Consider the following 23,987-nt stretch of genomic DNA (forward strand, 5'->3'; position numbering starts at 1 on the left):
CAAGATGGAGCGCGTGTCGCAACCCGATCCCGATCTGCTCATCGACTTCTCCGACGTGACCATCCGCCGCTCGGGCCGAACCCTGGTCGGCCCTGTCTCTTGGCAAGTAGAGCTCGACGAACGCTGGGTGGTGCTCGGCCCGAACGGCGCGGGCAAGACCTCGCTGTTGAGAATGGCCGCCGCCGAACTCCACCCGACCTCCGGTAACGCGAACCTGTTGGGGGAGACGCTCGGTCGCGTCGACGTCAGCGAACTACGACCACGCATCGGCTTGTCCTCGGCGGCGGTGGCCAGCCGGATCCCGGTGGACGAGAAGGTCAGCGACCTGGTGGTCTCGGCCGGCTACGCGGTACTGGGCCGCTGGCGCGAGCGCTACGAGGACATCGACACCGAACGCGCTGTCGATATGCTGGAAACCCTTGGCGCCGAACATCTCTCCGACCGCACCTACGGCACGCTGTCCGAAGGCGAGCGCAAACGAGTGTTGATCGCGCGTGCCCTGATGACCGATCCGGAACTGCTGCTGCTCGACGAACCGGCCGCGGGCCTCGACCTGGGTGGGCGCGAGGAACTCGTCGAGCGCCTTGGCGATCTCGCCGCCGACCCGGACGCGCCCGCGATGGTGCTGGTGACCCATCACGTGGAGGAGATCCCGCCCGGCTTCACCCACGCGATGCTGCTCAAAGAGGGTGCGGTGGTCAGCCAAGGGCTCTTGGGCGACGTGGTCACCGCCGAGAACCTGAGCAAGGCCTTCAGCCAGTCGATCGCGCTGGACAGGATCGACGGGCGCTGGTTCGCGCGCCGGGCTCGTCGTTCCGGCGGGCATCGCCGCCGGAACTGACACGCGGCCTCCGAGGATGCGGCTGCCCGACCCGGCAGCCGCCGATCCGCGCGGGGACCTCGGCTCACCGTCGACCAAGCGGGCGTTAGGGTGCTGAAAGGTCGGCTGCGTTCGCAGTCGGGTAGCCGGGTCCGAGCGGTAGGCCGGGTGCGGTGTCGGTCGCCGGACGGTCGGTTCGGTGGTGGAGAGGAACGATATGAGTGAGTCCGGGGTCCCCGCGCGGGATGCGTCGACGGTGATGCTGGTGCGCGACGGCGAAGCGGGTATCGAGGTGTTCCTGCAGCGCCGCGTCAGCGGAATGGCGTTCGCGGCGGGGATGACGGTGTTCCCCGGCGGTGGTGTCGACGCTGCCGACGGTACCGCCGACATCGCCTGGACAGGCCCCGAACCTGCCTGGTGGGCAGAGCGTTTCGCGACCGACGAGCAGACCGCGCAGGCGCTCGTCGCCGCCGCCGTGCGGGAAACCTTCGAGGAGTGCGGCGTGCTGCTGGCCGGACCGACGCCGGATTCGGTCGTCGACGACTCGGCGCGTTATCGCCAGGCGCGCGGCATGCTGGAGCGCCGCGAGTTGTCGCTGGCCGAGTTCCTCGCCGCCGAGGGCTTGGTGTTGCGCGCCGATCTGTTGCGTCCGTGGTCGAACTGGATCACCCCCGAGACCGAGCCCCGACGCTACGACACCCGATTCTTCGTCGCGGTGCTCCCGCGGGGCCAGAACGCCGACGGCGCCACCTCCGAGGCCGCCCAGGTGATCTGGCGGACACCACAGGACGCCCTGGCGAGCTGGCGCCGGGGCGAGCACGTGCTGATGCCACCGACATGGTCGCAGCTCGACGCGCTGTGCGGGTTCGCCGACACCATGGCTGTGCTCGCCGCCGACCGGGTCGTCGAGCCGATCATGCCGAAGTATTCGCCGGGCGCAGGCGGCCGGCCGCTGTCGGACTTCCCCGACAACCAACGGTATTTCGACGAGCTACCGCAATCGAGCGCACTCGGCGGCCGGTAGGTTTCTCCCATGGCCGAATTCGTGACCCTCGAGCTGCCCGCCGAGCCGACCACCCGTGGCGTCGCGCTGCTGCGCATCGATCGTCCGCCGCTGAACCTCGTCGACGCCCAGCTGGCCCGTGAGGTGGCGGCCGCGGCGGCCACGGTGGCCCAGCATCCCGGGGTCTCGGCCCTGATCGTCTACGGCGACGAGCGGGTGTTCAGCGCGGGCGACGAGATGTCGGAACTGGCCCGACTCGACGCGGGGCAGGCCGCCGCCATGGCCGTCGATCTGCAGGCCGCGCTCGGCTGCCTGACCCGGGTTCCGCAGCCGACGGTCGCCGCGATCACCGGCTACTGCCTCGGCGCGGGCCTCGAACTCGCCCTCGGCGCCGACCACCGGATCGTCGGCGACAACGTGAAACTCGGTCTGCCCCAGATCAAGGCCGGCCTGATCCCGCTCTCGGGCATTCGCCGGCTCTCCCTGTTGATCGGCGCGAGCCGAGCCAAGGACCTCGTCTACACCGGCCGTTTCGTCGGTGCCGAGGAAGCCGCGAAACTCGGCCTGGTCGACGAGGTGGTCGCCCCCGACGATGTGCTCACCGCCGCCCGCGCCTGGACCGCCCAGTTCGTCACCGCCGCGCCCCGTGCCCTCGCCGCCGCCAAGGCGGTTTTCGAAGCCGGCCCGCACGGCCACTCCACCGCCGTCACCGAATGGTCGGCCCTGTTCGACACCGACGACGCCCGCACCGGCACCCGCGCCTTCGCGGCAGAGGGCCCCAACGCCGCCACCTTCACCGGGCGATAGCTGAACCCCCTCGGCGCGTTCTCGGCCGTGGCCCTGGAGGGGGCGGTGGTGCACCGGGCATGCGGGTTCGCGTCCTACCCATGGAAGTGGCTGGGGAGTTACCCACGTCCGCGCGAGATCGGTGTGCGCGAAGTTAACAACCGTTCCAGGCGTACCCGGCTAGCCGGTCGCGCGTGATCGAACGGGCCATCGCTTGTCCCAGCAGAAGCGTGCCCGCGCGCACATATTAGGCTGGCCTGTATGACGGTCCATCCCGACGACCCGGCGCCGAACCCCCACGCCACCGAGGCCCAGGTCGAAGCAGCGCGCAAAGACACCAAACTCGCCCAGGTCCTGTACCACGACTGGGAAGCGGAGACCTACGACGACAAGTGGTCGATCTCCTACGACGAGCGCTGTATCGCCTATGCCCGCGGCCGGTTCGACCTCGCCGTCGGCCCTGCCCCGCTGCCGTACGAGCGTGCACTCGAGCTGGGCTGTGGCACGGGATTCTTCCTGCTGAACCTGATGCAGGGTGGGGTCGCCAAGTCCGGTTCGGTCACCGACCTCTCGCCCGGCATGGTGAAGGTCGCGCTGCGCAACGCCGAGCACCTCGGCCTGGATGTCGACGGTCGCGTCGCCGACGCCGAGACCATCCCGTACGACGACGACACCTTCGATCTGGTGTGCGGCCATGCCGTGCTGCACCACATCCCCGACGTGGAGCTGGCGCTCAAGGAGTGCCTGCGTGTGCTCAAGCCGGGTGGGCGCTTCGTGTTCGCCGGTGAGCCGACCACCATCGGCAACATCTACGCCCGCCGCCTCGGCCAGGCCACCTGGAAGGTGACCACCGAGATCACCAAGCTGCCGTTCCTGGCCGGCTGGCGTCGTCCGCAGACCGAGTTGGACGAGTCCTCCCGCGCCGCCGCCCTCGAGGCCGTCGTCGACCTGCACACCTTCGACCCGAGCGATCTCGAGAAGATGGCGAAGTCCGCCGGTGCCGTCGACGTGAAGGCCACCACCGAGGAACTCGCCGCCGCGCTGTGGGGCTGGCCGGTGCGCACCTTCGAGGCCGCCGTCCCCGACGAGAAGCTGACCATGCCGTACCGCTTGGCGCAGTACCGCGCGTGGCTGGGTCTGAGCTGGCTGGACGAGAACGTGTTGCGCAAGGTCGTGCCGCGCGAGTTCTTCTACAACGCCATGATCACCGGCGTGAAGCCGGGCACGGCGCAGAAGTAGGTGGGCTATCGCTTCAGCCGCGACGACGTCGCCTATCTGGGCAGCGCGGCAGGCTGTGCCGCGCTCGCCGAGGTCGACCGGCTGGAGCTGACCCCCGCGACGCACCTGCGCGATATCGAGCAGGTGCGTCGTGCGCACGGCGACCGCACCGCCGCGCTGATCGAGACCGTGCGGTTGCGTCGCAAGGCCGTGGTGAAACTGCCCGCGGCGCGACAGTGGTTGTTCACCGACGACGCGTTGCAGCAGGCGACGCCCGCGCTCGTCGCCCGGCACCGAGCCGCCCGGTTGGCCGGTCGCGCGGTGCATGATGTGACCTGTTCGATCGGTGCGGAGCTGTCCGAGTTGGCCGAGGTCTGTCCGGCGGTGATCGGTAGCGATCTCGACGATGTGCGCCTGGCGATGGCCGCCCACAACCTGGCGAGTCCGGACGAGCCGAACCGGGCTCGAGCCCCGCGCGGGCGAAACATCGTGTTGGCCAAGGCGGATGCGCTTACCTCGACAACGCGCGACACGGTGATCGTCGCCGATCCGGCACGCAGGGCCGACGGCAGGCGCACCTACGACCCCGCGAAACTCCAGCCCCCACTGCCCGACCTCCTCGCTGCCTACGCGGGCCGTGACATCGCCGTGAAATCCGCTCCCGGCCTGGATTTCGACCGCCTCGCCTGGGACGGCGAAGTGGAAATCGTCTCCCTCGACGGCGCCGTCCGCGAAGCGTGCCTGTGGTCGCCCGGTCTCACCGAACCCGGTGTCACCCGCCGCGCGACGGTTCTCGATTCCCGCGGCGATACAACGACTCTCACCGATGCCGCCCCTGACGACATCCCCGATCGCGCCCCTGGCGACTGGATCGTCGACCCCGACGGCGCCGTCGTTCGCGCGGGCCTGGTTCGCCACTACGCCGCGAAACACGGCCTGTGGCAGCTGGACCCGCAGATCGCCTACCTCACCGGCGACACGGTCCCCGCGGGCATGCGCGGCTTTCGCGTCGAGGACCGCTTCGAACTCCGCGAGAAGACCTTGCGCCGAGAGCTGTCCCGCCGCGACTGCGGCTCCCTGGAAATCCTCGTCCGCGGTGTCGACATCGACCCCGACGCGCTCCGCAAGAAACTCAAGCAGCGGGGCTCGACCCCGTACACCCTGGTGATCACCCGCGTCGGTCGGGCCGGGGTGGTCTTCCTCTGCCGAGCGGTCGCGCCCCACTGATCGAGCACTTGTCGGTGCGCGCGCCTAGGGTGGCCACACAGACCTGACCCGAGAGGTGCGCACGATGGCGGACGCGGCAGTCGACACGGAATACCCCCGAGGGATCGGCAAGGTGGCGACGCGCGCGCTCGCCGCTCACGGCTACACCACCTACGCCCAACTGACCGAAGTCAGCGCGAAAGAACTGCTCGCCATCCACGGCATCGGCGCCAAGTCGATCCGCATCCTCGGCGAGGAGTTGGCCACCCGGGGGCTGGCCTTCCCCGACTGAGGTCGCTCAGGCTTCCATCTTCTTCACCACGCGCTGCACCGTCAGCCACGTACGAGTGGTGATGTCCTTGCCGTAGGTCTTTTCCAGGCGGGCCATGAAGTCGGGCGTCTTGTTGGTGCTGTTGTCGACGACGGTGAGGAAGGCGCGGGAGTCGCGGTCGTAGCCGATGACGCGGGTGAGGGCGTCGTCGTCGAAGGCCTTGGTGTCGGCTTCGCGCATCGTCGATTTGAAGAAGGTGACGGTGAGGTAGGAGCCGCGTTCGTGGGGGAGACCTTCGAACGGGTCACGGTCGAGCAGCGCGCGCAGTTCGGGACCGGTGCGGATGATGGTGCCGCCGGGGATGCCGAGCTCGGCATTGAGCGCCCGCTGGATGCGGTCCTCCAGATCGGCGGGGTCGTCGGCGGTGCGGAAGACGACATTGCCGCTCGTGAGCACCGACGCGACCTTCTCGAACCCGAGCCCCTCGAAGACCCCGCGCAATTTCTCGTTGCGCATGTTCGGGTTGGTCGGCATGATCCCGCGCAGCAGCGCCGCATAGCTCTCCACGCCGCTGACCGTACCGACCGCCACCGACAGAAACCACCGCATCCGGCGGCCGTGTCAGCCCGACTCGGCCGTACCGGTCGGCCGAGTCGCGCGAACCGGCCGAATCGCATAGGAATCAGGCCTGAGCGGCGGCGTTCTTCTTACGCTCGATGTCGGCCAGCGCCGCCATGTACGCCTCGCGCTCTTCGGCACTGGCATCCCACGCGACCTTGCGGTTCTTCACGACCTTGGCGGGTGCGCCGACCGCGATGCTGTAATCGGGGACATCCCCGCGCACCACCGCGTGCGCGCCCAGCACACAACCACGGCCGACTCGGGTGTCGCGCAGGACGGTCACCTTCGCCGCGATCCACGTGTCGGGGCCGATCCGCACGGGACTCTTCACGATGCCCTGATCCTTGATGGGCATGTTGATGTCGTCCATGCGATGGTCGAAGTCGCAGATGTAGCACCAGTCGGCGACCAGCGTCGACTCACCGATCTCGATGTCGAGGTAGGTGTTGACCACGTTGTCCTTGCCGAACACGACCTTGTCGCCGATGCGCAGCGAACCCTCGTGGCAGCGCAGGGCGTTGCCGTCGCCGATGTGTACCCAGCGGCCGATCTCCATGCGCGCGAATTCCGGGGTCGCGTGGATCTCCACATTGCGGCCGAGGAACACCATTCCGCGCAGCACGATATGCGGGTTGGCCAGGCGGAACTTGGCGAGACGGTAGTAACGCACCAGGTACCAGGGCGTGTAGGCGCGGTTGGCGAGCACCCAGCGCAGCGAATCCCTGGTCAAGAATCGGGCCTGCTGCGGATCGCGGCGGCGTGATCCACGCCAGCGCGCGCTCAGCGGTGCGCCCCACATGCTCGTCACGAACTGGTCTCCCGTCATGATCCGCCGGGCCTGCCCCGGGGATTCGGTCATCGGGTACACAGAGTACTTTCGCAGGGCACACTTACCGTGCCATACCCCGATAACACAGGGAGATCAGCAGGTGCGAACTCGGACTCGCGTCGTTGCCTCGCTCGCTGCCGCCGGTGTGGTGGCGCTGGCCGGGTGCGGCACCGATGTGGACGACATCACGGTCGGCGCCGGAAAAGGTTGGCCCGCAACGCATCACGACAGCACCAACGCGAGCAGCAGCCCGGTCTCGGGTGCGGACTCGATGTCGCTGAGCTGGTCGCGTCCGGTGGGTGGCCCGATCGCCCAGCCGTTGACGATCGGTGCCGAAGGCCAGATGTTCGTCACCACGAGCACCGGCAACTGCGCGATCTTCTCCTTCCAGATGCGCACCGGTCGCAAACGCTTCTGCAACCCCCTCGGACCGTCGACGATCGAAGCGCCGACCGTGCTCGACGGGGTGAGCAATGTCTATGTCGGTGACGACGGCGCGGTGAACTCGTTCAACTACCTGGGTCAGCCGCGGTGGCGCACCCCGGTGGCGGGCGTGCCGGTGGCGATCCAGTTCACCGGCGACGGCAACGTGCTGACGGTGACCCAGTCCGGTCAGGTCGACGTGCTCAGCCGTCAGACCGGCGAGCGTGAGGTGCCCACGGTGCAGTTGCTCGGCGAACCCGACTTCCTGAAATACCCCGGTCTCACCCGTCCCGCCTCCGGCGACGGCCTCGACGACTGCCAGTCCGGTGGTCCGCGCTGCGCCGTCGCCAACACCACCGCCGTCGACCCGTCGACCGGCCGGTTCTTCGTCACGGTCTGGGAGCCGGGCAAGCCGGCCGCCGCCCTGCGCGCGATGCGCTACGCCGAGGGCACCGTGACGCAGGAGTGGAGCGCCGAGATCCTCACCGGGGGAAGCGCGACGAGCCCCACCCTCTCCGCTGACGGCGACACCGTCTACATCGGCGACAACAGCAAGCGCCTCATCGCCCTGAACGCCGACGACGGCGCCACCCGCTGGACCCAGCCTCTGCCCTGGGCGCCCCGCGGCGGCATCGCGGTCGCCGACGATCTGATCATCCCCGCGGGCGACGACGGCTACCTCACAGCCCTGCGTGACACCGACGACAGGGCCGAGATCGTCTGGGAGCGCAAGGACCTCACCCTGCGCGGCACCCCGGCCCACACCGCGGGCGGGATCGGCTACACCGTCGCCGCCATCGGCGCGGGCCTCAGCCTCATCACCTTCGACACCACCAACGGCAACACCATCGACTCCGATCCGCTCCCTTCCGCCACCGGCACCACCACGGGCACCTCGATCGGCCCCGAAGGGGAAGTCGTCGTCGCCACCCGTCTCGGTGAGATTTTCGCGTTCACCCCGGACGCCTGAGCGGCCACCGACTCAGTACGGGTTGGCCCGGTCCGCGAAGCGGTCGGCGAGCGCCGCCGTGAGATGCCGGGGGTAGGACACGCGCGCCGGGTCGCCGTCGGCGGTGTAGCGCTCGTCCGGGTGGGCGGCCAGCCAGTCCAGCCAATGGGCCGAGTCGAACGGGACCGCCCCCAGGCCCGACCGGATGCGCGGCACGCCGCCGGGATCCACCTCGCCGTGCGGTGAGGGGGCCGGGTTCGAGCCGACCAGCATCACGGCGTCGAACGCGTAGGTGGTGCCGTCCCAGCTGCCGGTGGCGGCCAGGGTGCGATCGCTGGGATAGATGCCGAGCGGCAGCGCCATGGTGCGCACGGTGGCCCCTGGCGCGGCCGCTGTCACCGCGCGCACGTTCTGCACCAGCTCACGCTGCACGCTGTCGGCGTCGAGGCCGGCGAGATTGGGGTGGCTCGCCGTGTGCGCGCCGATGTCGTGACCGTGGGCGGTCAGCCAGGGCAGGGCGCGGGGGTCGCCGTCGAAGGGCTCGTTGTTGACGTAGAACGTGGCCACGGGTCGGAAGTCCGGATAGCGGTCGCCGAACTCGGTGAGGATGGCGGCGGCAGTGTCCGCGGCCACGGCGCCGGTCTCGGTGAAGGCGAGCTGGCTCGATGTGGAGTCGTCGAAGGTGAGTACCACCGGATGGGTTCCCGCGGGCAGGTCGAGGTCGCCGGAGATGTACTCGGCGGCCGTGACCGGGCGATAGCCCTCGCGGTACAGGCGTTCGAGTTCGTCGCGGAATTCCGCCGGGGTCTGGTCGTATTCGCCGACGGGGTTCGGCGTGATCTGGTGATACATCAGCACCGGGACGAGGCCGAGTTCGTTGGCGGCGATCTCGGCCGGATTCGGCGGCGCCGGCGTCGCGGTCGTCACCTGCTCCGCCGGGGGACGCGCCGAAGCCGCCTCGTTGTCCACTGTGGCACAGGCCGTGAGCGCAGCCGCGAGAGCTGTCGCCGACGCGAGCCGAAACATTGTGTTCGAACCGCCCATCATCAATGCGATATTACGCGGCGGCGACGGATTACAGTCGATCTATCGATACCGGGTACGCCGTGTCGGAACTGCGAAATAGTTGGCGTGTCAATGGTTTTGGAAGGCGGTGTTGACGTTGGGATTACAGCTCCGATCGGCCGATCGACGGCGATGGACGACTCCTGTGATCGGTGCGGCCCTGGCGTCGCTGGTCGTCACGCTGGTGGCCGGATTCGCGCTGAGTAGATCCGGCGAGCAACCGTTGGCGGACACCGTGCCGCCGACCCTGCTGATGACGCAGACCGATCCGGTGAGTTCCTACCGCGCGCCGGTCGTGGTGCGCGGCACCGCCGTCGACGCGGTTCGCGTGTCCATCGGCCCGGATTCGGTGGAACCCGCCGCGGACGGGACGTTCGAGCTCTCGGTGCGATGGGCCCCCGCCTTCGAGGTCGTCGCGGTGGACGCGGCGGGCAATCAGGCCGCGGGCACCGTGATCACGGCGCCCACCCTGCCGCGAATGCGCGCGGTACACGTCACCGCACACGCCTGGTCGCATCAGGGACTGCGCGAAGCGGTCCTCGATCTCGCTCGCGAAGGCCGTATCGACACCGTGCAGCTCGATATCAAGGACGAGGACGGGGTGGTCGGCTACGACTCCCAGGTGCCGCTGGCCCGCGAATCCGGTGCTACCGAGGCGATCTACGATGCTCCGGCCGCCCTGCGGCAACTGCACGACATGGGCCTGCAGGTGGTCGGCCGTATCGTCGCGTTCCGCGATCCGACACTCGCGGACTGGGCCTGGCACAACGGCCGACCCGACTGGGTGGTCCAGAATCCGTCCGGGCAGCCCTATTCCAGCCACTACGGCCCGATCGCGTTCACCAACTTCGCCAACACCGACGTACGCCGGTACAACATCGCGCTGGCGGTCGAAGCCGCCGAGCTCGGTTTCGACGGCATCATGTACGACTACGTCCGTCGCCCGGACGGCAGCCTGACCAGCATGAATTTCGCCGGACTCACCAGCACCCCCGCCATCGCGGTCGCGGACTTCCTCGGCGAGAGTCGCTATCCGGTGCACCTGGCCGGCGCGCACCTGAGCGCCGCGGTGTACGGAATCGCGTCCACCCGCCCCGACGAGATCGCCCAGGACATTCCGCTCATTTCCCGCAATGTCGACTTCGTCGCGCCCATGATCTACCCGTCGCACTGGGGTCCCGGCGAATACGGCGTCGCGCACCCCAACGCCCAGCCCTACGACATCGTCTTCCGCTCACTGCAGGACTTCAAGGCGGCCACCGCGGGCACCGGTGCGAAACTGGCACCGTGGCTGCAGGACTTCAGTCTCGGTGTGAGCTACGGCGACGCCGAACTTCGCGCCCAGATCGACGCCACCCGAGACGCGGGCATCGACAGCTTCTTCCTGTGGAACGCCGCCACCCGCTACCACGGCGGCGGCATCCACCCGGCCTGACCCGAACTACTAGACCGGCTCCACGGTGACGTCGGCCTGTCTCGGGGCCGCGGGCACCCACTCGCGCAGCGGTTGCACCACCGCGCCGTAGAACGCGTCGGTGGCGGCGGTGACACTGGCGATGAAGCTGGCCGCGGTGCCGGAACGCTTGTTGCCCATCGGGAAAGTCTGTTCGAGGGTGAACGAGACGATCGGGCTGGTACGGCCGTCGATGAGCGACTTGGGAGTGGCGCGGACGGTGTCGAGGAACTCGCAGGTCTCGTTGCCACGCTCGGCGAACACGGCCTCGACCTGAACCCGCCCGGGCGCATCGGTGAGCTGCTTGGTCAACCAGGACACCCGGCGGGTCTGGGTGCCCTCGTCGGGCGCGGCGATGGTGGTGCGACAGCGCACCTTGTTGGTGCGCACATCGGCGACGACGGTGAGGTCGCCCGCGGTGTCGGGGATGCGCAGAACGGCTTCGAACGAGCCGTCGGTGGCCAACCGCTCGGCGACCGCGGCGGCGCGCACCGCCGGATCGGCCTGGAACTTGCGGGCGAGGACGTGTTTGACCTCGACGCCGAGTTCGGCGGTGAGCCGCAGCGCGAGATGTCTGCCCAGTGACACCCACGTGTCGGCGACGGTCAGAGCTTTCGCGTCGCCCGCCCGCAGCGTCCCTTGTGTGACGGCATCACGCACGGTCACCCAGTGCCTGCCCATGTCGACGAATTCGGCCGCGCCCGAGCGGGGATGGTCGAGGAAGCGCAGGAACTCCGCGAGAATCCAGGCCTGCAGTGCGTCGTCGATACCGCCGTGGGTGGCGAGCATGCGCGCCTCGTGGGCCACTTCGGCCCACGACAGATGGCGCAGGGCGACCTTGGTCAGCTTGCGGCGGTCCACCTGGACGGGCAACTCGCCCGGCCCGGCGGGGATGTCGTTGGACAGGCTGACGACTGCGTCGTACTTCTTGCGCCGCGCGACGTCGAGGTAGCTCTCCAATTGGTCCCGCCGGAGCTTGCCGTTGCCGGTCTTCACCTCCAACAGGCCGGTCCACTGCTTGGCACCGCGACTCACCTTCAACACCGCGTCCGGGATGACCTTGGTGTCGCCGGATTCGTACTGCACCTCGAAGTAGCCCTCGAAAGCCCCCGCGGGCGCGCCCATCCTGGCGCAGATGGCGCGGGCGAAGGGGCGCACGGCCTGCATGGTGGCGATGAGCGCGGAGGTGGTGCGTCGTTCCTGTTCCTCGCCCGCACCCACTCCGACGACCGAGAACAAGCGTGCGGGTTGCCAGGCGTCGGATTCGGCCTGCCGGAATTCGATCGGTTTGGTTTTGCGCACCACGCGTCGGGTGGTCGCCACGCCACGAGTCGGCGCCTGCGCCGGTGGAGCTTCGGAGACAACGACCTCCGGCTCCACTGTCTCGACGGCCGCGGGTTCGGAGTTCTCGACCGCGACACCGAAATCGGTCGCGAGCCCGCACAATCCCGAGTCCCATCCCTGCCCGACGGCCCGCACTTTCCAGGTGCCGTCACGTCGGTACACCTCGCCGAACACGAACGCCGACTCCGTGTCCGCGTCGGCGGTGAGATATTCGGCCAGCGAGTGCCCGGCGGGATCGATCACGTGGAAGGCGAGTTTGCCCAGCGCTGCGAAGGTGCCCTCGCCGACGCTGCCCGCCAGCGCGATGGTGTGCACGTGTGCGGGAACGGCTGACAGGTCGATCGAGATCCTGGCCTGCTTGCCTTCCTCGGTGGCGCTCGTTCCGAGGAATCGCACCGAGCCGTCGGCTGATTCGGTCTGGTTGTAGAAGACGAAATCGGCATCGGAACCGACCCGGCGGTCGGCACCGAGGAGCAGTGCGGAGGCGTCGACCTCGAGGTCGGGTTCCGGCCAGCCGATCACGATGTCGACGCGGTCGACATCCTCGGGAAGCGGAATGTTCTGGCCCTTGGACAGCAGTGGAGACGACACAGTGGCGATTCACCCTTCGAAGGTCGGCGATCAGTCGCAAGGCCGATGCAGCCGACCCACTCGCTGACCCCCCTTGCCGCACACCGCGATTGCGTGACGGTGCCGAGGGGTGTCGATGGTGGGGTCCACTCTGTTACACAGATCACGTTCGAGCGGGAGGGCGAATGGTAAAGAAACCTACTTCGGATCGCGTTCCGGCAGAGGTCTTTCCACGATGTCCGGGCGGCCGAGGGAGGTGCGGACTCGGCGTTTGGCGGCGGAGTAGACCTGGGCGGTCTCGGCGGCCACCACGTCCCAGGCGAAGTCGGCGGTGAGGCGTTCTCGGGCGGTGTGGGCACGCGCCTGGGCGGTGGCGGGGTCGTCGAGGACCGCGCGGGTGGCGTCCACCAGGCCGTCGATGTCGGCGGGGTCGAAGGAGGCGCCGGTGACGCCGTCGATCACGGCCTCGCCCAAACCGCCTGCGGTGGAGGCGATCAGGGGCACGCCCGCGGCGGCGGCTTCGAGGGCGACGATGCCGAAGGGTTCGTAGCGGCTGGGCAGGACGATGGCGTCGGCGCCGTGCAGCCAGCCGAGGAGTTCGGCGTGGGCGAGGCTGCCGACGAAGTGGACGGCGCGGGCGACGCGGTGCACGCGGGCGCGCTCGCGCAACCACTCGAACTGAGTGCCGACACCGGCGATGGTCAGGGTGGTGCCGGGGTGGGCTCGGCGAATGCGGGGCAGGGCGGCGATCGCGTCCTGCACGCCCTTCTCGTATTCGAGGCGGCCGACGTAGAGCAGTCGCGGCGGGCCGGAGCGGGGCGCACGGGGCCGGAAGGCCCACGAGCCGACGTCGATGCCGTTGCGGATCACGGTGATCGGGGCCAGCTCGGGGCCGTAGAGCCGCTCGACCTCGTCCTGCATGGACGTCGAGCAGGTGATCAGCTGATCGGATTCGTTGGTCAGCCACCACTCCACCGAGTGGACCTGCTTGTTGACCCGGCCCGATACCCAGCCGCTGTGGCGACCGGCCTCGGTGGCGTGGATCGTCGACACGAGCGGCACGTCGTAGAACTCCGCCAGTGCGATCGAGGGATGGGCGACCAGCCAGTCGTGGGCGTGCACCACATCGGGCGTCCAACCCTCGCCGACGCCGGGCTTGCCGAGCGCCACCCCGGCCCGGACCATCGCATGGCCCATGGCCAGCGTCCAGGCCAGCATGTCCTCACCGAAGTCGAAGCACGGCGGGTCCTCGGCCACCGCGACGACGAGCACGCCGTCGGCGATGGAGGAGTGCGTGGGGTGGGTGAGCGAATCGGTGCCCGTCGGACGGCGCGCCAGGACGACGACCTCGTGCCCGGCCGCGGCCAACTCGACGGCCAGGTGATGCACATGTCGACCGAGCCCGCCGACCACAACCGGCGGGTACTCCCACGACACCATCAAAATCTTCATGCGGATCCTTCAACGGCGGCCGACGGGACAGCGCTCGGCAACCGCCGCGCGTCCAGACCAGGGAAGAATCCGTCGGCCATGGCCCATCCTGCCGCGAGACGGGTCGCTTTGGCGAACTGACCGGCCCCGATCGCCTCGGCGAGCTCACGCACGGCGTGGGCGTGTTCGTGGGCGCGGTCGCGGGCGTACCCGGCGGCGGAGTCCTTGCTGACCATGAACGCCCAGTCGCTGGACACGGTGAGGATCGCCTCACGGAGCAACTGATCGGCGACCGGGTCGCGCAGGGATCCGTCGCGACGCACCTTGTCGAGGGTGTCCAGCGCGAGGCCAACGATGTCGGCGTTGAGCTCGACGAGGTCGGCGACCTGGTCGCCCGCCCACACCCGCCAGTCCTTGCCCGAACCCCACGACGAGTCGTTGAGCTGCACGGGTTCGCCGACGAACCCCTTGTCGCGGGCGTCGGCGAGGGTGCCGATGTTCACGCCCGCTTCGGGCAGCGCGCGCAGTACCTGTTCGAGCCACTGCGGCCCTTCGTGCCACCAGTGCCCGAACAGTTCGGTGTCGAACGCGGCGACTACGAGGGCGGGCCTGCCGATGCGCGCCGACTCCTCGATCAGCCGGGCGCGGACGGTCTCGACGAAGTCGGCGACGTCGCGGGTGACCGCTTCGGCCGCCAGCGCGGGATCGTAAGGGGCCTTGTCAGGACCGTCGACGGTCTTGCCGGTGACGCGGGAGGGCTTGAGGCCGGTCGCGTGGTCGTAGTGGTGGAAATCACGATAGGCGCTCTGGCCGGGGTAGCCCTGCTTCGGCGACCAGACCCGGTAACTCACGGCCAGGTCGCGGCCGAAGGCGAGGACCTCGGACTCGCGCACCGGCCTGCCGAGCGAAGTGTCGCCGCGCAGCGAGGGGCCGTCGACCATGAAGTGGGTAATGCCCGCGGCGTCGTAACCGCGTTCCATGCCGGGTGTGTAGCCGCATTCGGGGGCCCAGATACCTGTCGGCGTGGTGCCCCAGCGTTGGCGCGCGTCGGCCAGGCCCTCGGTGAGCTGGAACTGGCGCAGGCGCGGGTCGAGCAGCGGCTGGAACGGGTGCGCGAGGGGTCCGCCCAGCAGCTCGATCGCGTCGGCGTCGAGCAGCGCACGCCACACCGGCGAACCGCCGTGCTGCCAGTTCTGCTCGAAATCGGCCAGAGCTGTTGCGGCGAGCCGATGTTCGTGACGGCCCAGCGCCACGTTGCCCGACATCGATGCCTCGTCGGCGCGCAACTGCCAGTTGCCCAGCCAGTGATGCATGCCCGCGAGGCAGTGCGGATCGTCGAGCTGCGCGGCGAGCACGGGCGTGATGCCGAGGCTGAGCAGATGTGAACGCCCTTCGGCGGCAAGATTTTTCAGCACCCGAACCAGCGGAAGGTACGACGCCGCCCAGGACTGGTAGAGCCATTCCTCGCCGACCGGCCAGCGCCCGTGATGGGCGAGCCAGGGCAGGTGGGAGTGCAGGACCAGCGTGAACTGGCCCGGCACGGCGGAGCGGGTATCGGTCAATTTCTTGCCTTCTCGGCATCTGCCTTTGCGGCGATCGCGACGAGGTCGAGGCTCGCATCGATATCGCCCTCGCGCAGGTCGAAATCGTCGATGGTGACGGCGGCGACGTCGGCGGTGAGGTCGGCGGGCCACGGCTCACCGGCGAGCGCGCGCTCGATCTGGGCGTCGATGAACGATCCACCGTGCTTGGCGTCCAACGCTTTCAAGCTCGCGCCGTGGTGCACGCCCAGCATCTGCGAGACGGTGAACCCGGCATCGACGAGCAGTTCGGTCAGCTCGGCCGCGTTGAGTTCGCGGGTGTGGAACGGATTGAGGGGGGTGTCGCGACCGGGGGAGAAGGTGATCCGGTTCGGGGTGCTGATCAGCAGCACGCCGCCCGGGCGAAGCACCCGCAGGCATTCGCGCAGGAACTGCCCTTGGTCCCACAGGTGTTCGATGACTTGGAAATTCACCACGACATCGACGGATTCGTCGTCGAGGGGCAGTGCGGCCAGGTTGCCCTGGATCATCTGCACGCGGGGATAGCGCGCGCGGACGTGCGCGACAGCGCTCTCGTCGTAGTCCAGGCCGGTGACGCGCTCGGCCACGCCGGCGATCATGTCGGCGCCGTAGCCCTCACCCGAGCCCGCCTCGAGCACGATCTTGTCGGTGCAGCGGTCGAGCAGGCGGGCATAGGCGATCTCGTGCCGACGGAACCAATAATTCTCTTCGGCGATGCCGGGCACCGTCCGCTCGCCGGTCAACGGCAGTGGTTCATGTGTGGCGGCCGCGGGTGCGGCAGGGATCACAGCCTCGCTCATTGGTCCGAGGTTACTGGTACCGCCGGTTCACGCAGGAGTCAGGGACCTCTTGCGCGGATAGGTTACCCACGGGTAACTTAGCGTAGGGTAGTGTTCCGATCTGAGCTAGATATCTCACACGGACGTACGGCTGAGCCCGTGCGGCCCCACCACTCACGTGTCCCCAGAAGGAGGTCGACGAAGACCGATGCCGAACATCGTCGTACTCATCAAGCAGGTCCCCGACACCTGGTCCGAGCGCAAGCTGACCGATGGTGACTACACCCTCGATCGCGAGGCCGCCGACGCGGTGCTCGACGAGATCAACGAGCGCGCCGTCGAGGAAGCGCTGCTGATCAAGGAGGCCCAGGGCGGTGAGGTCACCGTGCTGGCCGCCGGTCCCGACCGCGCCAACGAGGCCATCCGCAAGGCGCTGTCCATGGGCGCCGACAAGGCCATCCACATCAACGACCCGGCGATCCACGGCTCCGACGCCGTGCAGACCGCCTACGTGCTGGCCGCCGCTCTCGGCCAGGTCGAGGGTGTCGAGCTGGTCATCGCCGGTAACGAGGCCACCGACGGCCGCGCAGGTGCTGTGCCCGCGATCATCGCGGAGTACATCGGCATCCCGCAGCTGACGCACCTGCGCAAGCTCACCGTCGACGGCGACAAGATCACCGGCGAGCGAGAGACCGACGAGGGTGTCTTCAAGCTCGAGGCGTCCCTGCCCGCGATCGTCTCGGTCACCGAGAAGATCAACGAGCCCCGCTTCCCCTCCTTCAAGGGCATCATGGCCGCGAAGAAGAAGGAAGTTCTGGTCTTCACCCTGGCCGACCTGGGCGTCGACCCGGAGACCGTCGGTGTCGCCAACGCGGGCACCAAGGTCACCGGTGCCACCCCGAAGCCGGCTCGCACCGCGGGCGAGAAGATCGCGGACGAGGGCGAGGGCGGCAACCAGATCGCGTCCTACCTCATCGGTCAGAAGATCATCTGATCCGGCCCGAGACTGCCACGATTTTCTAGGAGAAAGAACCAATGGCTGAAGTACTTGTGCTCATCGAGCACGCCGACGGTGCCGTGAAGAAGATCAGCACCGAACTGCTCACCGCCGCCCGTGCGCTGGGCGAGCCGTCCGCCGTCGTGACCGGCCCCGCCGGTACCGCCGACAAGCTGGCCGCCGCGCTGGCCGCCGGTGGCGCCGAGAAGATCTATGTCGCCGAGTCCGACGACATCGAGGGCTTCCTGGTCACCCCGAAGGTCGACGTCCTGGCCGGCCTGGTCGATTCGGCCGCGCCCGCCGCCGTGCTGGTCGCCGCCTCCGCCGAGGGCAAGGAGGTGTCGGGCCGCCTTGCCGCGCGCATCGGCTCCGGTCTGCTCGTCGACGTCATCGGCGTCAACACCGACGGCACGGCCGTGCACTCGATCTTCGGTGGCGCGTTCACCGTCGAGGCCAAGGCCACCGGCGACGTGCCGGTGATCTCGATCCGTCCGGGCGCCATCGAGTCCGCTCCGCAGGCCGGCGCGGGCGAGCAGGTCGTGGTCGAGGTTCCCGCGCAGGAAGACGGCGTCGTGAAGGTCGTCTCGCGCGACCCGATCGTCGGTGGCGACCGCCCCGATCTCGCCGAGGCGAGCATCGTTGTCTCCGGTGGCCGCGGCGTCGGTTCCGCCGAGAACTTCTCCGTCGTCGAGGCGCTGGCCGACTCGCTGGGTGCCGCTGTCGGCGCCTCGCGTGCGGCCGTCGACTCGGGCTACTACCCGGGCCAGTTCCAGGTGGGTCAGACCGGCAAGACGGTCTCCCCCCAGCTCTACATCGCCCTCGGCATCTCCGGCGCCATCCAGCACCGCGCCGGCATGCAGACCTCGAAGACCATCGTCGCTGTCAACAAGGACGAGGAAGCACCCATCTTCGAGATCGCCGACTACGGCATCGTGGGCGACCTGTTCAACGTCTCCCCGCAGCTGACCGAGGCCGTGAAGTCCCACAAGGGCTGATCACCTTCCGGTCGATTCGACCTCGGCCCGCGAAACCTGTTGCCGCATACGCGACAGGCTTCGCGGGCCGTTGTCGTTCGCGGCCGACTCGCCGGCCCCTGGATCTCGGGTCGGGCAATCCGCAATATCTGGAACATATGTATTTTAGATTCTTCTGGTCGGCACCTGCCGCAAGCCGTTCGGAGGAGAATCAATGAAGCGTTCGATGATCGTGGGTGCGCTGGTCGCTGTGTCGTTGACGGGTGCCGGGGCGGCCTCGGCTCAACCGGCTGCGGCACGGGACGTGTGGGGCCCGTTGGCCAGTGGATCTGCCGCGATGGGGAGTGGTCATCCGATCGACAATTCCGACGGCTTCCTCGGGTCGGTCGACACGATGGATGACTTCCTCGGATTTGTTTTCGGGTGCACGCTGCTGTTCACCACGTTCAGTGCTGGTAGTGCACCATGCGGGGAGTAGTCCTGCTGCGCTTGGTGAAATGAGAGATCCGGTCGCACCGGTCCGTCGGCGACGGCACTCGGCGCCGACGTCGGCAGCGCACAATGCGGACCGTGCTGAGCGCATTGCGGGCGGATCGCCGGCGACGGCGGCGATCTGCATGTCAGTGCGGTCGGATTGACCTGCGCAAACGATGTCGGCAGGCTGGGCTGATGTCGTTCGGACGTGTGGTGTTGCCGGTCGAGGTCGAGGAGACGGTCCGGGCGGTGTTCGGTCGGGCCGGTTCGCAGTGGATCGATGAATTGCCCAGTGTGGTTGCGGATGTGGCGGCGCGCTGGGGGTTGACGGGGTTGTCCGCGCCGTTTCGGGGCGGGACGCATGCGTATGTGGCGACCGCGCAACGTGCGGATCAGTCGCGGGTGGTGTTGAAAGTGCCGATGGTGGACGAGGAGAACGTTGCCGAGGCGACGGCGCTGCACGTCTACGCAGGTGACGGTGCTGTTCGGCTACTCGACTTCGATCCCGGCAGCGGCGCGCTGTTGCTCGAATGGGCGCGTCCTGGAACGGAATTGCTGAATCAGCCGGGTTTTCCGAGTCTCGAGGGGCGACCGGAGAACGCGGAGAAGGTCGCGTTCGCGTGTGGGCTGTATCGCCGACTGCGGCGGCCCGTCGGCACGGTCCCCGCAGGCTTTCCGCCGTTTCCCTTCGCCACCGAGGTCGTCGACGGTCTTCGCGGGCGGCTCGAGGCGGCGAATTCACAACTGGCCGAGCTGCTTCCGGATCAGCTGCGTGAGAAAGCCGACTACTGGTGTGGCGCGCTGGCCGCACCAGACGGTCCGCTGTTTATCGTCAACCGTGACACCCACCTCGGCAATATCGTTGCCGCCGAACGTGAACCGTGGCTGCTGATCGACCCCAAACCCTGCCTCGGCGAGGCGGCCTTCGATGCGGGCTTCCTGCTGATGATCCAGATCCAGTCGAATCCGACCCGAGAACACGCGGATACCGTCATCGCGGCCACCGCCACGGCTCTGGACGTCGACCCCGAGCGGGCCCGAGGCTGGGCCCTCGTCCGAGCGGTGGAGGAGATGGCGTGGGCGATCGATGACGAGGACCACAACATGCTCACGCTGCATACCGCGGTGGCGTACGCGCTGGCCGAAAGCTGTGCGTACGGGTAGCGTGCGAGGCTGCGAGCGGGGACGGTGAGGAGTGGTTGTGCTGCAGGTGGGGGCTGATTTCGCTGGGTACCGCGGGTCACCTGTCACAGCCGGTGCCCCGACTCACCTCTGCCAGAACGGATCTGCCACCCGCGGTGGACAGCGTCGTCGCGCGGGCGATGGCCAAGCGACGTGACGAGAGATTCGTCAGCGCAACGGAATTCACCGATGCCGTCCGCGATGCGCTCGAGGGTAGGCACGTTGCCGCGCCGACCGTGTTTCAGCCGTGGACCGATCCTGCCCACCACCGACCGGGCTCTGGTGAGCATGTGCAGCGGCCTTGGGCCGATCCGGCGGGGCGAGGGCCCGGATCCGGCGAGCACGCGCAGTCATGGGCCGGTCCCGTGCAGCAGTGGCACGGTTCCGATGGGCAGATTCGGCAACCTTGGGCCGAGTCCGCGCAACAGACACCCGCTGTCGGCGGGTACGCGCGGCAACCGGGGTGGGGGGAGCCGGAATACGGTGCGGCGGTCGGCAATCCACGGCTGCCGCACATGGCAGCCGGGAACCCGTGGAACCAGGGAGCGGCGCGTGGTGGCGAGCCGTCGAAGGGTGCCGCGATGTTCGCGGGCATCGTGACGGTGCTCGTCAGCCTCGCGATCCTGGCCTTCCTGATCTACGGAATCACCGAGACGATCAAAGAGCTCGATGCGGGTAAGGACACCAGCGGATCGGCCGTCGTGATCGCGATCCTCACCTGCATCGTCGCCTTCACCGGCGGCGGAGGTGTGCTGTTGCTCTGTGCGCGCACCGCCGGGCGCGTGATGGTGATCATTACCGGCGTGTTCGTTGTGGCCGTCATGCTCGCCGCGATCGCCGGCGCGTTGGCGTCGGAGGGCACCGCTGTCGCCCTCGCGATCTGCCTCCCGATCATCGCCCTCGCGGTGGCACTGATCGCCTGCGCGGCCGCCGGCTCGACCGGGCGCTGGATCCGGTATCGCAAGGCATCGCGAACGAATCGCTGGTGATGGCCGGCGGGTCAGAGGTCGGCGGGCAGGATCCGGAAGGAGCGCATGCCGGGTGTCAACGGCTCGATCGCCCGAAAGTCTCGCTGGTGGAGGGTGAAAATGCTGTTGGTGCGGTACTTGTCCGCGAGTGCGACGCCGACCGCATCGGCTAAATCGAGCCGCAGAGTTTCGTACTTCGCGCGAACCGACTGCGCCGCATCGAGATCGACGTGCTTGAGTTCGGCCAGCTTGTACCGGCCATCGATGAGTCGCCTCATCAAGGCGTCAGTGACCTGCATCGCGGCGTCGAAGCCGAGGTCGCGATGCACCAGATGATCGAGTTCGGTGAGTACGAGCGGCGAAATCAGCAGCGTTTCGGACTCCATCACCTGGAGTGACTGCGCGTGCTCGGCCTGGCCTTTATCGAAGGCCGCGAACAAGGCAGACGTATCAGCGACGACGATCATCGCCGGGACGACCGGGACTTGATGTGGTCGTAGACGGCGTCGTTCATTTCCTCGGCACTGCGCGATCGCCCACTGTCGAACACCGGGAGCGGGCCATCGAGCTTCGGCCTCTCGGACGCGTCGAGCAGCATGGCGATCCCCCGTCGAATGAGTTCCGCCTTGCTCACCCCGGTTGCGGCTGCTTCGGCGTCGAGCCGGACCTCGATTTCCTCAGGGAGGTACACGGTCGTCTTGATCACACCACATAGGGTACCACCCATTAGTGGTGGTGCAGGGCGTCCAGCAGGGTCTGCACGATCGGGTTCTCACGGGCGTCCTCGCGCAGGACCGCTGACACGGGGATGCGTAGGCGGTGGTCGGTGAGATCGAGGGTGAGTAGGCCCTTGGTGGGGCCCTCGTAGAGGATCGTCCAGGATTCGGGGCGGTTGAGGAGTTCCATCGTGGCGGTGTGGTCGGGGGGGATCGGGGGTCCGAAGGTGGGGCCGGTGGGGAGGTCGGCGAAGGCTGAGCGGATCAGTGTGTGCAACAACACCTGCTCTTGTTCGGGCGGGAGCAGCAGGGGGTAGGGGCTCAGGTCGGCGAGGGTGACCTCGCCGCGTTCGGCCAGCGGGTGGTTGCTGGAGATCGCGATCACCAGGTCCTCGACCCAGAGCTGTTCCACCGCGAGGCCGGGCTGTTCGACACTGCCGCGGATCAGCGCCAGATCGCAGTCGCCGTCGGCCACCGCCGTGATCCGCTGACGGAACGGTTTGATCACGTACTCGATCTCGGCGTCGGGGTGGGCGGCTCGTGCGGTGGCGATCGCCGACAGCGACGGCGCGGCGAACGACATGTTGGCGGCCAGGCGAATGCGCGGCCCGGTGGTGCGCACCGCGGCGCGGATCGCCGACTCCAGGCTCAGCATCTGCTTGGCCAGCGGCAGTAGCCGCAGGGTCGCGTCGGTGGGGACGACGGCACGGGTGGTGCGCTCGAACAGTTGTGACCCGAGGTCACGTTCGAGTCTCGCGATCTGATGGCTGATCGCGGATTGGGAGATGAAGCAGCGGTTGGCCGCGCGACTGAAACTGAGCTCCTCGCAGACGGCGACGAAGTAGGCCAACTGTCGAAGTTCCACCAGGTACCTCCCATTGATTAGTTATACAGATAAGAGTCATCTTCATTATGCGCCCAGGCAGTGGAAACATCTACGTTCCGCATCGCGTTTACTCATAGGAAAGGGTTAATTACCGATCTAGAACGCGATCTTGGAGCGAGCGATCATGGAACACACGGATGTCGTCATCGTCGGCTCGGGCTTTGGAGGCCTGGCCGCCGCCAAGCAACTGGCCAAGTCACGAGTCGGTGTCGTGCTGATCTCGAGCACGCCCGAACACCTGTTCCAGCCGCTGCTGTACCAGGTGGCGACCGGTGTGCTGGCGCCCGAGGAGATCGCGCCGCCGATCAAGAACGTACTGCGCCGCCACCCCGAGATCGATGTCCGCCTCGGCAAGGTCACCGGTATCGACGCGGCCAACGCCGTGCTCACCTACGAGACCGCCGACGGCCCCCGCCAGATCGCCTACGCCTCGCTGATCGCCGCCACCGGCGCCAGCCAGAGCTACTTCGGCCGCGACGACTTCGCGGAGAAGACTTTCTCGCTCAAGACCATCGACGACGCCCAGCGCCTGCGCGACCAGATCGCCCACGTGTTCGCCCTGGCCGAGAACGCCGACGAGGTGACCAGGCACCGCCTGCTCAGCTTCGTGGTGGTCGGCGCGGGCGCCACCGGCGTCGAGGTGGCGGGCCAGATCAAGGAACTCGCGAAAAGGCACTTCCACCAGCAGGTTTCGGTGACCCTGGTCGAGGGTGCCGGCGAGGTGTTGCCGCCCTTCGGCGGCGGGCTCTCGGAATACGCGAAGCGCTCGCTCACCGACAGCGGCGTCGAGGTGCTGCTCGGCACCTTCGTCACCGATATCGACGAGGGCAAGGTGACGGTCAAGGACAAGGAAGGCATGGAGCGCCGGATCGCCGCCGAGACGGTGGTGTGGTCGGCGGGCGTGCAGGTCGGCGGCTTCGCGACCCTGCTCGCCGAGGCCACCGGCGCCGAGACCGACCGCGCGGGCCGCATCCTGATCAACCCCGACCTGACCGTCGGCGGCCATGCCGACATCTACGCCATCGGCGACATGACCTCGCTCAACGGCTACCCCGGCCAGTCGCCGGTCGCCATGCAGGAGGGCCGCCACGCCGCCGACATCATCCGTCGCAAGAAGGACGCGGGCACGCCGTTCGTCTACTGGGACAAGGGCAGCATGGCCGTGATCAGCCGCTTCAGCGCCGTGGTGAAGCTCAACGAGCGCATCACCTTCAAGGGCACCATCGCCTGGGCGATGTGGCTGGCCGTGCACCTGATGTACCTGGTCGGCTTCCGCAATCGCTTCGCGGCGGTGGCGGGCTGGCTGGTCGCGTTCATCGGGACCGCCCGGCCGGGCTTCGACGAGGCCACCGAGGTTCAGGCCGCTGCCACCGGGGCTGATGTCCCGGTCCGGAACGAGGCCGCTGCTGACGTCGTGGCCGAGACCGACTCGCGCGAGCGCGTCACCGTCTGACCCGAAA

General features: G+C 68.3%; 24 protein-coding genes. 14 read left to right on the forward strand and 10 right to left on the reverse strand.

Translation table 11 applies throughout. The features are described 5' to 3' along the window. The first annotated feature begins 4 nt into the window (after window positions 1–4). The 6 genes from ACFWUR_RS01295 to ACFWUR_RS01320 all read left to right on the forward strand — a co-directional run bounded on the left by ACFWUR_RS01295 (window position 5) and on the right by ACFWUR_RS01320 (window position 5,325). Complete coding sequence (locus ACFWUR_RS01295) at window positions 5–841, forward strand: ABC transporter ATP-binding protein (protein WP_378900026.1); 837 nt, start codon at window positions 5–7, stop codon at window positions 839–841. Window positions 842–1,037: 196 nt separating this feature from the next. Next, window positions 1,038–1,844: an NUDIX hydrolase gene (locus ACFWUR_RS01300; RefSeq protein WP_378900029.1), complete on the forward strand. Its 807-nt coding sequence runs from the start codon at window positions 1,038–1,040 to the stop codon at window positions 1,842–1,844. A gap of 9 nt (window positions 1,845–1,853) precedes the next feature. Continuing rightward, window positions 1,854–2,630: an enoyl-CoA hydratase-related protein gene (locus ACFWUR_RS01305; RefSeq protein ID WP_378900032.1), complete on the forward strand. Its 777-nt coding sequence runs from the start codon at window positions 1,854–1,856 to the stop codon at window positions 2,628–2,630. 240 nt (window positions 2,631–2,870) lie between these two features. Then, on the forward strand, window positions 2,871–3,848 hold the full coding sequence (locus tag ACFWUR_RS01310; protein WP_378900035.1) for a class I SAM-dependent methyltransferase: 978 nt from the start codon (window positions 2,871–2,873) through the stop codon (window positions 3,846–3,848). Continuing rightward, on the forward strand, window positions 3,849–5,054 hold the full coding sequence (locus ACFWUR_RS01315) for a class I SAM-dependent methyltransferase (RefSeq protein ID WP_378900038.1): 1,206 nt from the start codon (window positions 3,849–3,851) through the stop codon (window positions 5,052–5,054). A gap of 64 nt (window positions 5,055–5,118) precedes the next feature. Beyond that, entirely contained in the window at window positions 5,119–5,325 is a 207-nt protein-coding gene (locus tag ACFWUR_RS01320; RefSeq protein WP_378900041.1) for a helix-hairpin-helix domain-containing protein, read from the forward strand. A 6-nt stretch (window positions 5,326–5,331) separates the two neighbouring features. Here ACFWUR_RS01320 and ACFWUR_RS01325 read toward each other — a convergent pair whose 3' ends face one another. Both ACFWUR_RS01325 and ACFWUR_RS01330 read right to left on the reverse strand, forming a co-directional pair. Continuing rightward, complete coding sequence (locus ACFWUR_RS01325) at window positions 5,332–5,871, reverse strand: DUF1697 domain-containing protein (RefSeq protein ID WP_378900044.1); 540 nt, start codon at window positions 5,869–5,871, stop codon at window positions 5,332–5,334. A 115-nt stretch (window positions 5,872–5,986) separates the two neighbouring features. Further along, window positions 5,987–6,733, reverse strand: a complete 747-nt coding sequence (locus ACFWUR_RS01330) for an acyltransferase (RefSeq protein WP_378900544.1) — start codon at window positions 6,731–6,733, stop codon at window positions 5,987–5,989. Window positions 6,734–6,854: 121 nt separating this feature from the next. On the opposite strand from ACFWUR_RS01330, the gene ACFWUR_RS01335 reads away from it, so the two are divergent. Then, window positions 6,855–8,147: a PQQ-binding-like beta-propeller repeat protein gene (locus tag ACFWUR_RS01335; protein ID WP_378900047.1), complete on the forward strand. Its 1,293-nt coding sequence runs from the start codon at window positions 6,855–6,857 to the stop codon at window positions 8,145–8,147. 12 nt (window positions 8,148–8,159) lie between these two features. Here the strand turns inward: ACFWUR_RS01335 and ACFWUR_RS01340 are convergent, their stop codons facing one another. Further along, window positions 8,160–9,053, reverse strand: a complete 894-nt coding sequence (locus ACFWUR_RS01340) for a polysaccharide deacetylase family protein (RefSeq protein ID WP_378900050.1) — start codon at window positions 9,051–9,053, stop codon at window positions 8,160–8,162. 283 nt (window positions 9,054–9,336) lie between these two features. Here ACFWUR_RS01340 and ACFWUR_RS01345 point away from each other — a divergent pair, with 283 nt between their 5' ends. After that, window positions 9,337–10,626, forward strand: a complete 1,290-nt coding sequence (locus ACFWUR_RS01345) for a putative glycoside hydrolase (protein ID WP_378900053.1) — start codon at window positions 9,337–9,339, stop codon at window positions 10,624–10,626. Window positions 10,627–10,635: 9 nt separating this feature from the next. Here the strand turns inward: ACFWUR_RS01345 and ACFWUR_RS01350 are convergent, their stop codons facing one another. The 4 genes from ACFWUR_RS01350 to ACFWUR_RS01365 form a co-directional block, all read right to left on the reverse strand. After that, the gene (locus ACFWUR_RS01350) at window positions 10,636–12,579 is read right to left on the reverse strand and encodes a TerD family protein (protein WP_378900056.1); all 1,944 of its coding nucleotides are present in this window, start codon (window positions 12,577–12,579) and stop codon (window positions 10,636–10,638) included. A gap of 177 nt (window positions 12,580–12,756) precedes the next feature. Continuing rightward, entirely contained in the window at window positions 12,757–14,010 is a 1,254-nt protein-coding gene (locus ACFWUR_RS01355) for a glycosyltransferase family 4 protein (protein ID WP_378900059.1), read from the reverse strand. Beyond that, complete coding sequence (locus ACFWUR_RS01360; RefSeq protein WP_378900062.1) at window positions 14,007–15,551, reverse strand: 1,4-alpha-glucan branching protein domain-containing protein; 1,545 nt, start codon at window positions 15,549–15,551, stop codon at window positions 14,007–14,009. Before ACFWUR_RS01360 ends, ACFWUR_RS01355 begins: the two co-directional genes overlap by 4 nt. Beyond that, window positions 15,548–16,351, reverse strand: coding sequence for a class I SAM-dependent methyltransferase (locus ACFWUR_RS01365; RefSeq protein ID WP_378900065.1), 804 nt, complete (start codon window positions 16,349–16,351; stop codon window positions 15,548–15,550). Before ACFWUR_RS01365 ends, ACFWUR_RS01360 begins: the two co-directional genes overlap by 4 nt. Before the next feature lie 187 nt (window positions 16,352–16,538). On the opposite strand from ACFWUR_RS01365, the gene ACFWUR_RS01370 reads away from it, so the two are divergent. The 5 genes from ACFWUR_RS01370 (at window position 16,539) to ACFWUR_RS01390 (ending at window position 20,946) form a co-directional block, all read left to right on the forward strand. After that, window positions 16,539–17,324 (forward strand): electron transfer flavoprotein subunit beta/FixA family protein, encoded by a 786-nt coding sequence (locus ACFWUR_RS01370; RefSeq protein WP_328656308.1) that lies wholly within the window; start codon window positions 16,539–16,541, stop codon window positions 17,322–17,324. 41 nt (window positions 17,325–17,365) lie between these two features. Continuing rightward, window positions 17,366–18,322 carry an electron transfer flavoprotein subunit alpha/FixB family protein gene (locus ACFWUR_RS01375; RefSeq protein WP_378900068.1) on the forward strand — a complete coding sequence of 319 codons (957 nt, stop codon included), beginning with the start codon at window positions 17,366–17,368 and terminating at the stop codon, window positions 18,320–18,322. Between the two features lie 193 nt (window positions 18,323–18,515). Next, the gene (locus ACFWUR_RS01380) at window positions 18,516–18,779 is read left to right on the forward strand and encodes a hypothetical protein (protein ID WP_378900071.1); all 264 of its coding nucleotides are present in this window, start codon (window positions 18,516–18,518) and stop codon (window positions 18,777–18,779) included. Window positions 18,780–18,970: 191 nt separating this feature from the next. Further along, the gene (locus ACFWUR_RS01385) at window positions 18,971–19,939 is read left to right on the forward strand and encodes an aminoglycoside phosphotransferase family protein (protein ID WP_378900074.1); all 969 of its coding nucleotides are present in this window, start codon (window positions 18,971–18,973) and stop codon (window positions 19,937–19,939) included. A 134-nt stretch (window positions 19,940–20,073) separates the two neighbouring features. Next, window positions 20,074–20,946: a hypothetical protein gene (locus ACFWUR_RS01390; protein ID WP_378900077.1), complete on the forward strand. Its 873-nt coding sequence runs from the start codon at window positions 20,074–20,076 to the stop codon at window positions 20,944–20,946. 11 nt (window positions 20,947–20,957) lie between these two features. Here ACFWUR_RS01390 and ACFWUR_RS01395 read toward each other — a convergent pair whose 3' ends face one another. From ACFWUR_RS01395 to ACFWUR_RS01405, 3 genes are read right to left on the reverse strand one after another with little or no spacing between them, the layout of a single operon-like run. Further along, window positions 20,958–21,392, reverse strand: a complete 435-nt coding sequence (locus ACFWUR_RS01395; RefSeq protein WP_378900080.1) for a PIN domain-containing protein — start codon at window positions 21,390–21,392, stop codon at window positions 20,958–20,960. Then, the gene (locus ACFWUR_RS01400) at window positions 21,389–21,631 is read right to left on the reverse strand and encodes a ribbon-helix-helix domain-containing protein (protein ID WP_378900083.1); all 243 of its coding nucleotides are present in this window, start codon (window positions 21,629–21,631) and stop codon (window positions 21,389–21,391) included. Before ACFWUR_RS01400 ends, ACFWUR_RS01395 begins: the two co-directional genes overlap by 4 nt. A gap of 20 nt (window positions 21,632–21,651) precedes the next feature. After that, window positions 21,652–22,506 carry a LysR family transcriptional regulator gene (locus ACFWUR_RS01405; protein WP_378900086.1) on the reverse strand — a complete coding sequence of 285 codons (855 nt, stop codon included), beginning with the start codon at window positions 22,504–22,506 and terminating at the stop codon, window positions 21,652–21,654. 145 nt (window positions 22,507–22,651) lie between these two features. On the opposite strand from ACFWUR_RS01405, the gene ACFWUR_RS01410 reads away from it, so the two are divergent. After that, the gene (locus ACFWUR_RS01410) at window positions 22,652–23,980 is read left to right on the forward strand and encodes an NAD(P)/FAD-dependent oxidoreductase (RefSeq protein ID WP_378900089.1); all 1,329 of its coding nucleotides are present in this window, start codon (window positions 22,652–22,654) and stop codon (window positions 23,978–23,980) included. Window positions 23,981–23,987: the final 7 nt, after the last annotated feature.

It is taken from the genome of Nocardia sp. NPDC058633, assembly GCF_042717045.1.
Classification (GTDB): Bacteria; Actinomycetota; Actinomycetes; order Mycobacteriales; family Mycobacteriaceae; genus Nocardia.

Excerpts from the sequence above, each read along its gene's own strand:
- ACFWUR_RS01300 (WP_378900029.1), top strand. The coding sequence starts at position 1,038 with ATGAGTGAGTCCGGGGTCCCCGCGCGGGATGCGTCGACGGTGATGCTG.
- ACFWUR_RS01380 (WP_378900071.1), top strand. The coding sequence starts at position 18,516 with ATGAAGCGTTCGATGATCGTGGGTGCGCTGGTCGCTGTGTCGTTGACG.
- ACFWUR_RS01385 (WP_378900074.1), top strand. The coding sequence starts at position 18,971 with ATGTCGTTCGGACGTGTGGTGTTGCCGGTCGAGGTCGAGGAGACGGTC.
- ACFWUR_RS01320 (WP_378900041.1), top strand. The coding sequence starts at position 5,119 with ATGGCGGACGCGGCAGTCGACACGGAATACCCCCGAGGGATCGGCAAG.
- ACFWUR_RS01410 (WP_378900089.1), top strand. The coding sequence starts at position 22,652 with ATGGAACACACGGATGTCGTCATCGTCGGCTCGGGCTTTGGAGGCCTG.
- ACFWUR_RS01395 (WP_378900080.1), bottom strand. The coding sequence starts at position 21,392 with ATGATCGTCGTCGCTGATACGTCTGCCTTGTTCGCGGCCTTCGATAAA.
- ACFWUR_RS01305 (WP_378900032.1), top strand. The coding sequence starts at position 1,854 with ATGGCCGAATTCGTGACCCTCGAGCTGCCCGCCGAGCCGACCACCCGT.
- ACFWUR_RS01295 (WP_378900026.1), top strand. The coding sequence starts at position 5 with ATGGAGCGCGTGTCGCAACCCGATCCCGATCTGCTCATCGACTTCTCC.
- ACFWUR_RS01375 (WP_378900068.1), top strand. The coding sequence starts at position 17,366 with ATGGCTGAAGTACTTGTGCTCATCGAGCACGCCGACGGTGCCGTGAAG.
- ACFWUR_RS01365 (WP_378900065.1), bottom strand. The coding sequence starts at position 16,351 with ATGAGCGAGGCTGTGATCCCTGCCGCACCCGCGGCCGCCACACATGAA.
- ACFWUR_RS01370 (WP_328656308.1), top strand. The coding sequence starts at position 16,539 with ATGCCGAACATCGTCGTACTCATCAAGCAGGTCCCCGACACCTGGTCC.
- ACFWUR_RS01310 (WP_378900035.1), top strand. The coding sequence starts at position 2,871 with ATGACGGTCCATCCCGACGACCCGGCGCCGAACCCCCACGCCACCGAG.
- ACFWUR_RS01355 (WP_378900059.1), bottom strand. The coding sequence starts at position 14,010 with ATGAAGATTTTGATGGTGTCGTGGGAGTACCCGCCGGTTGTGGTCGGC.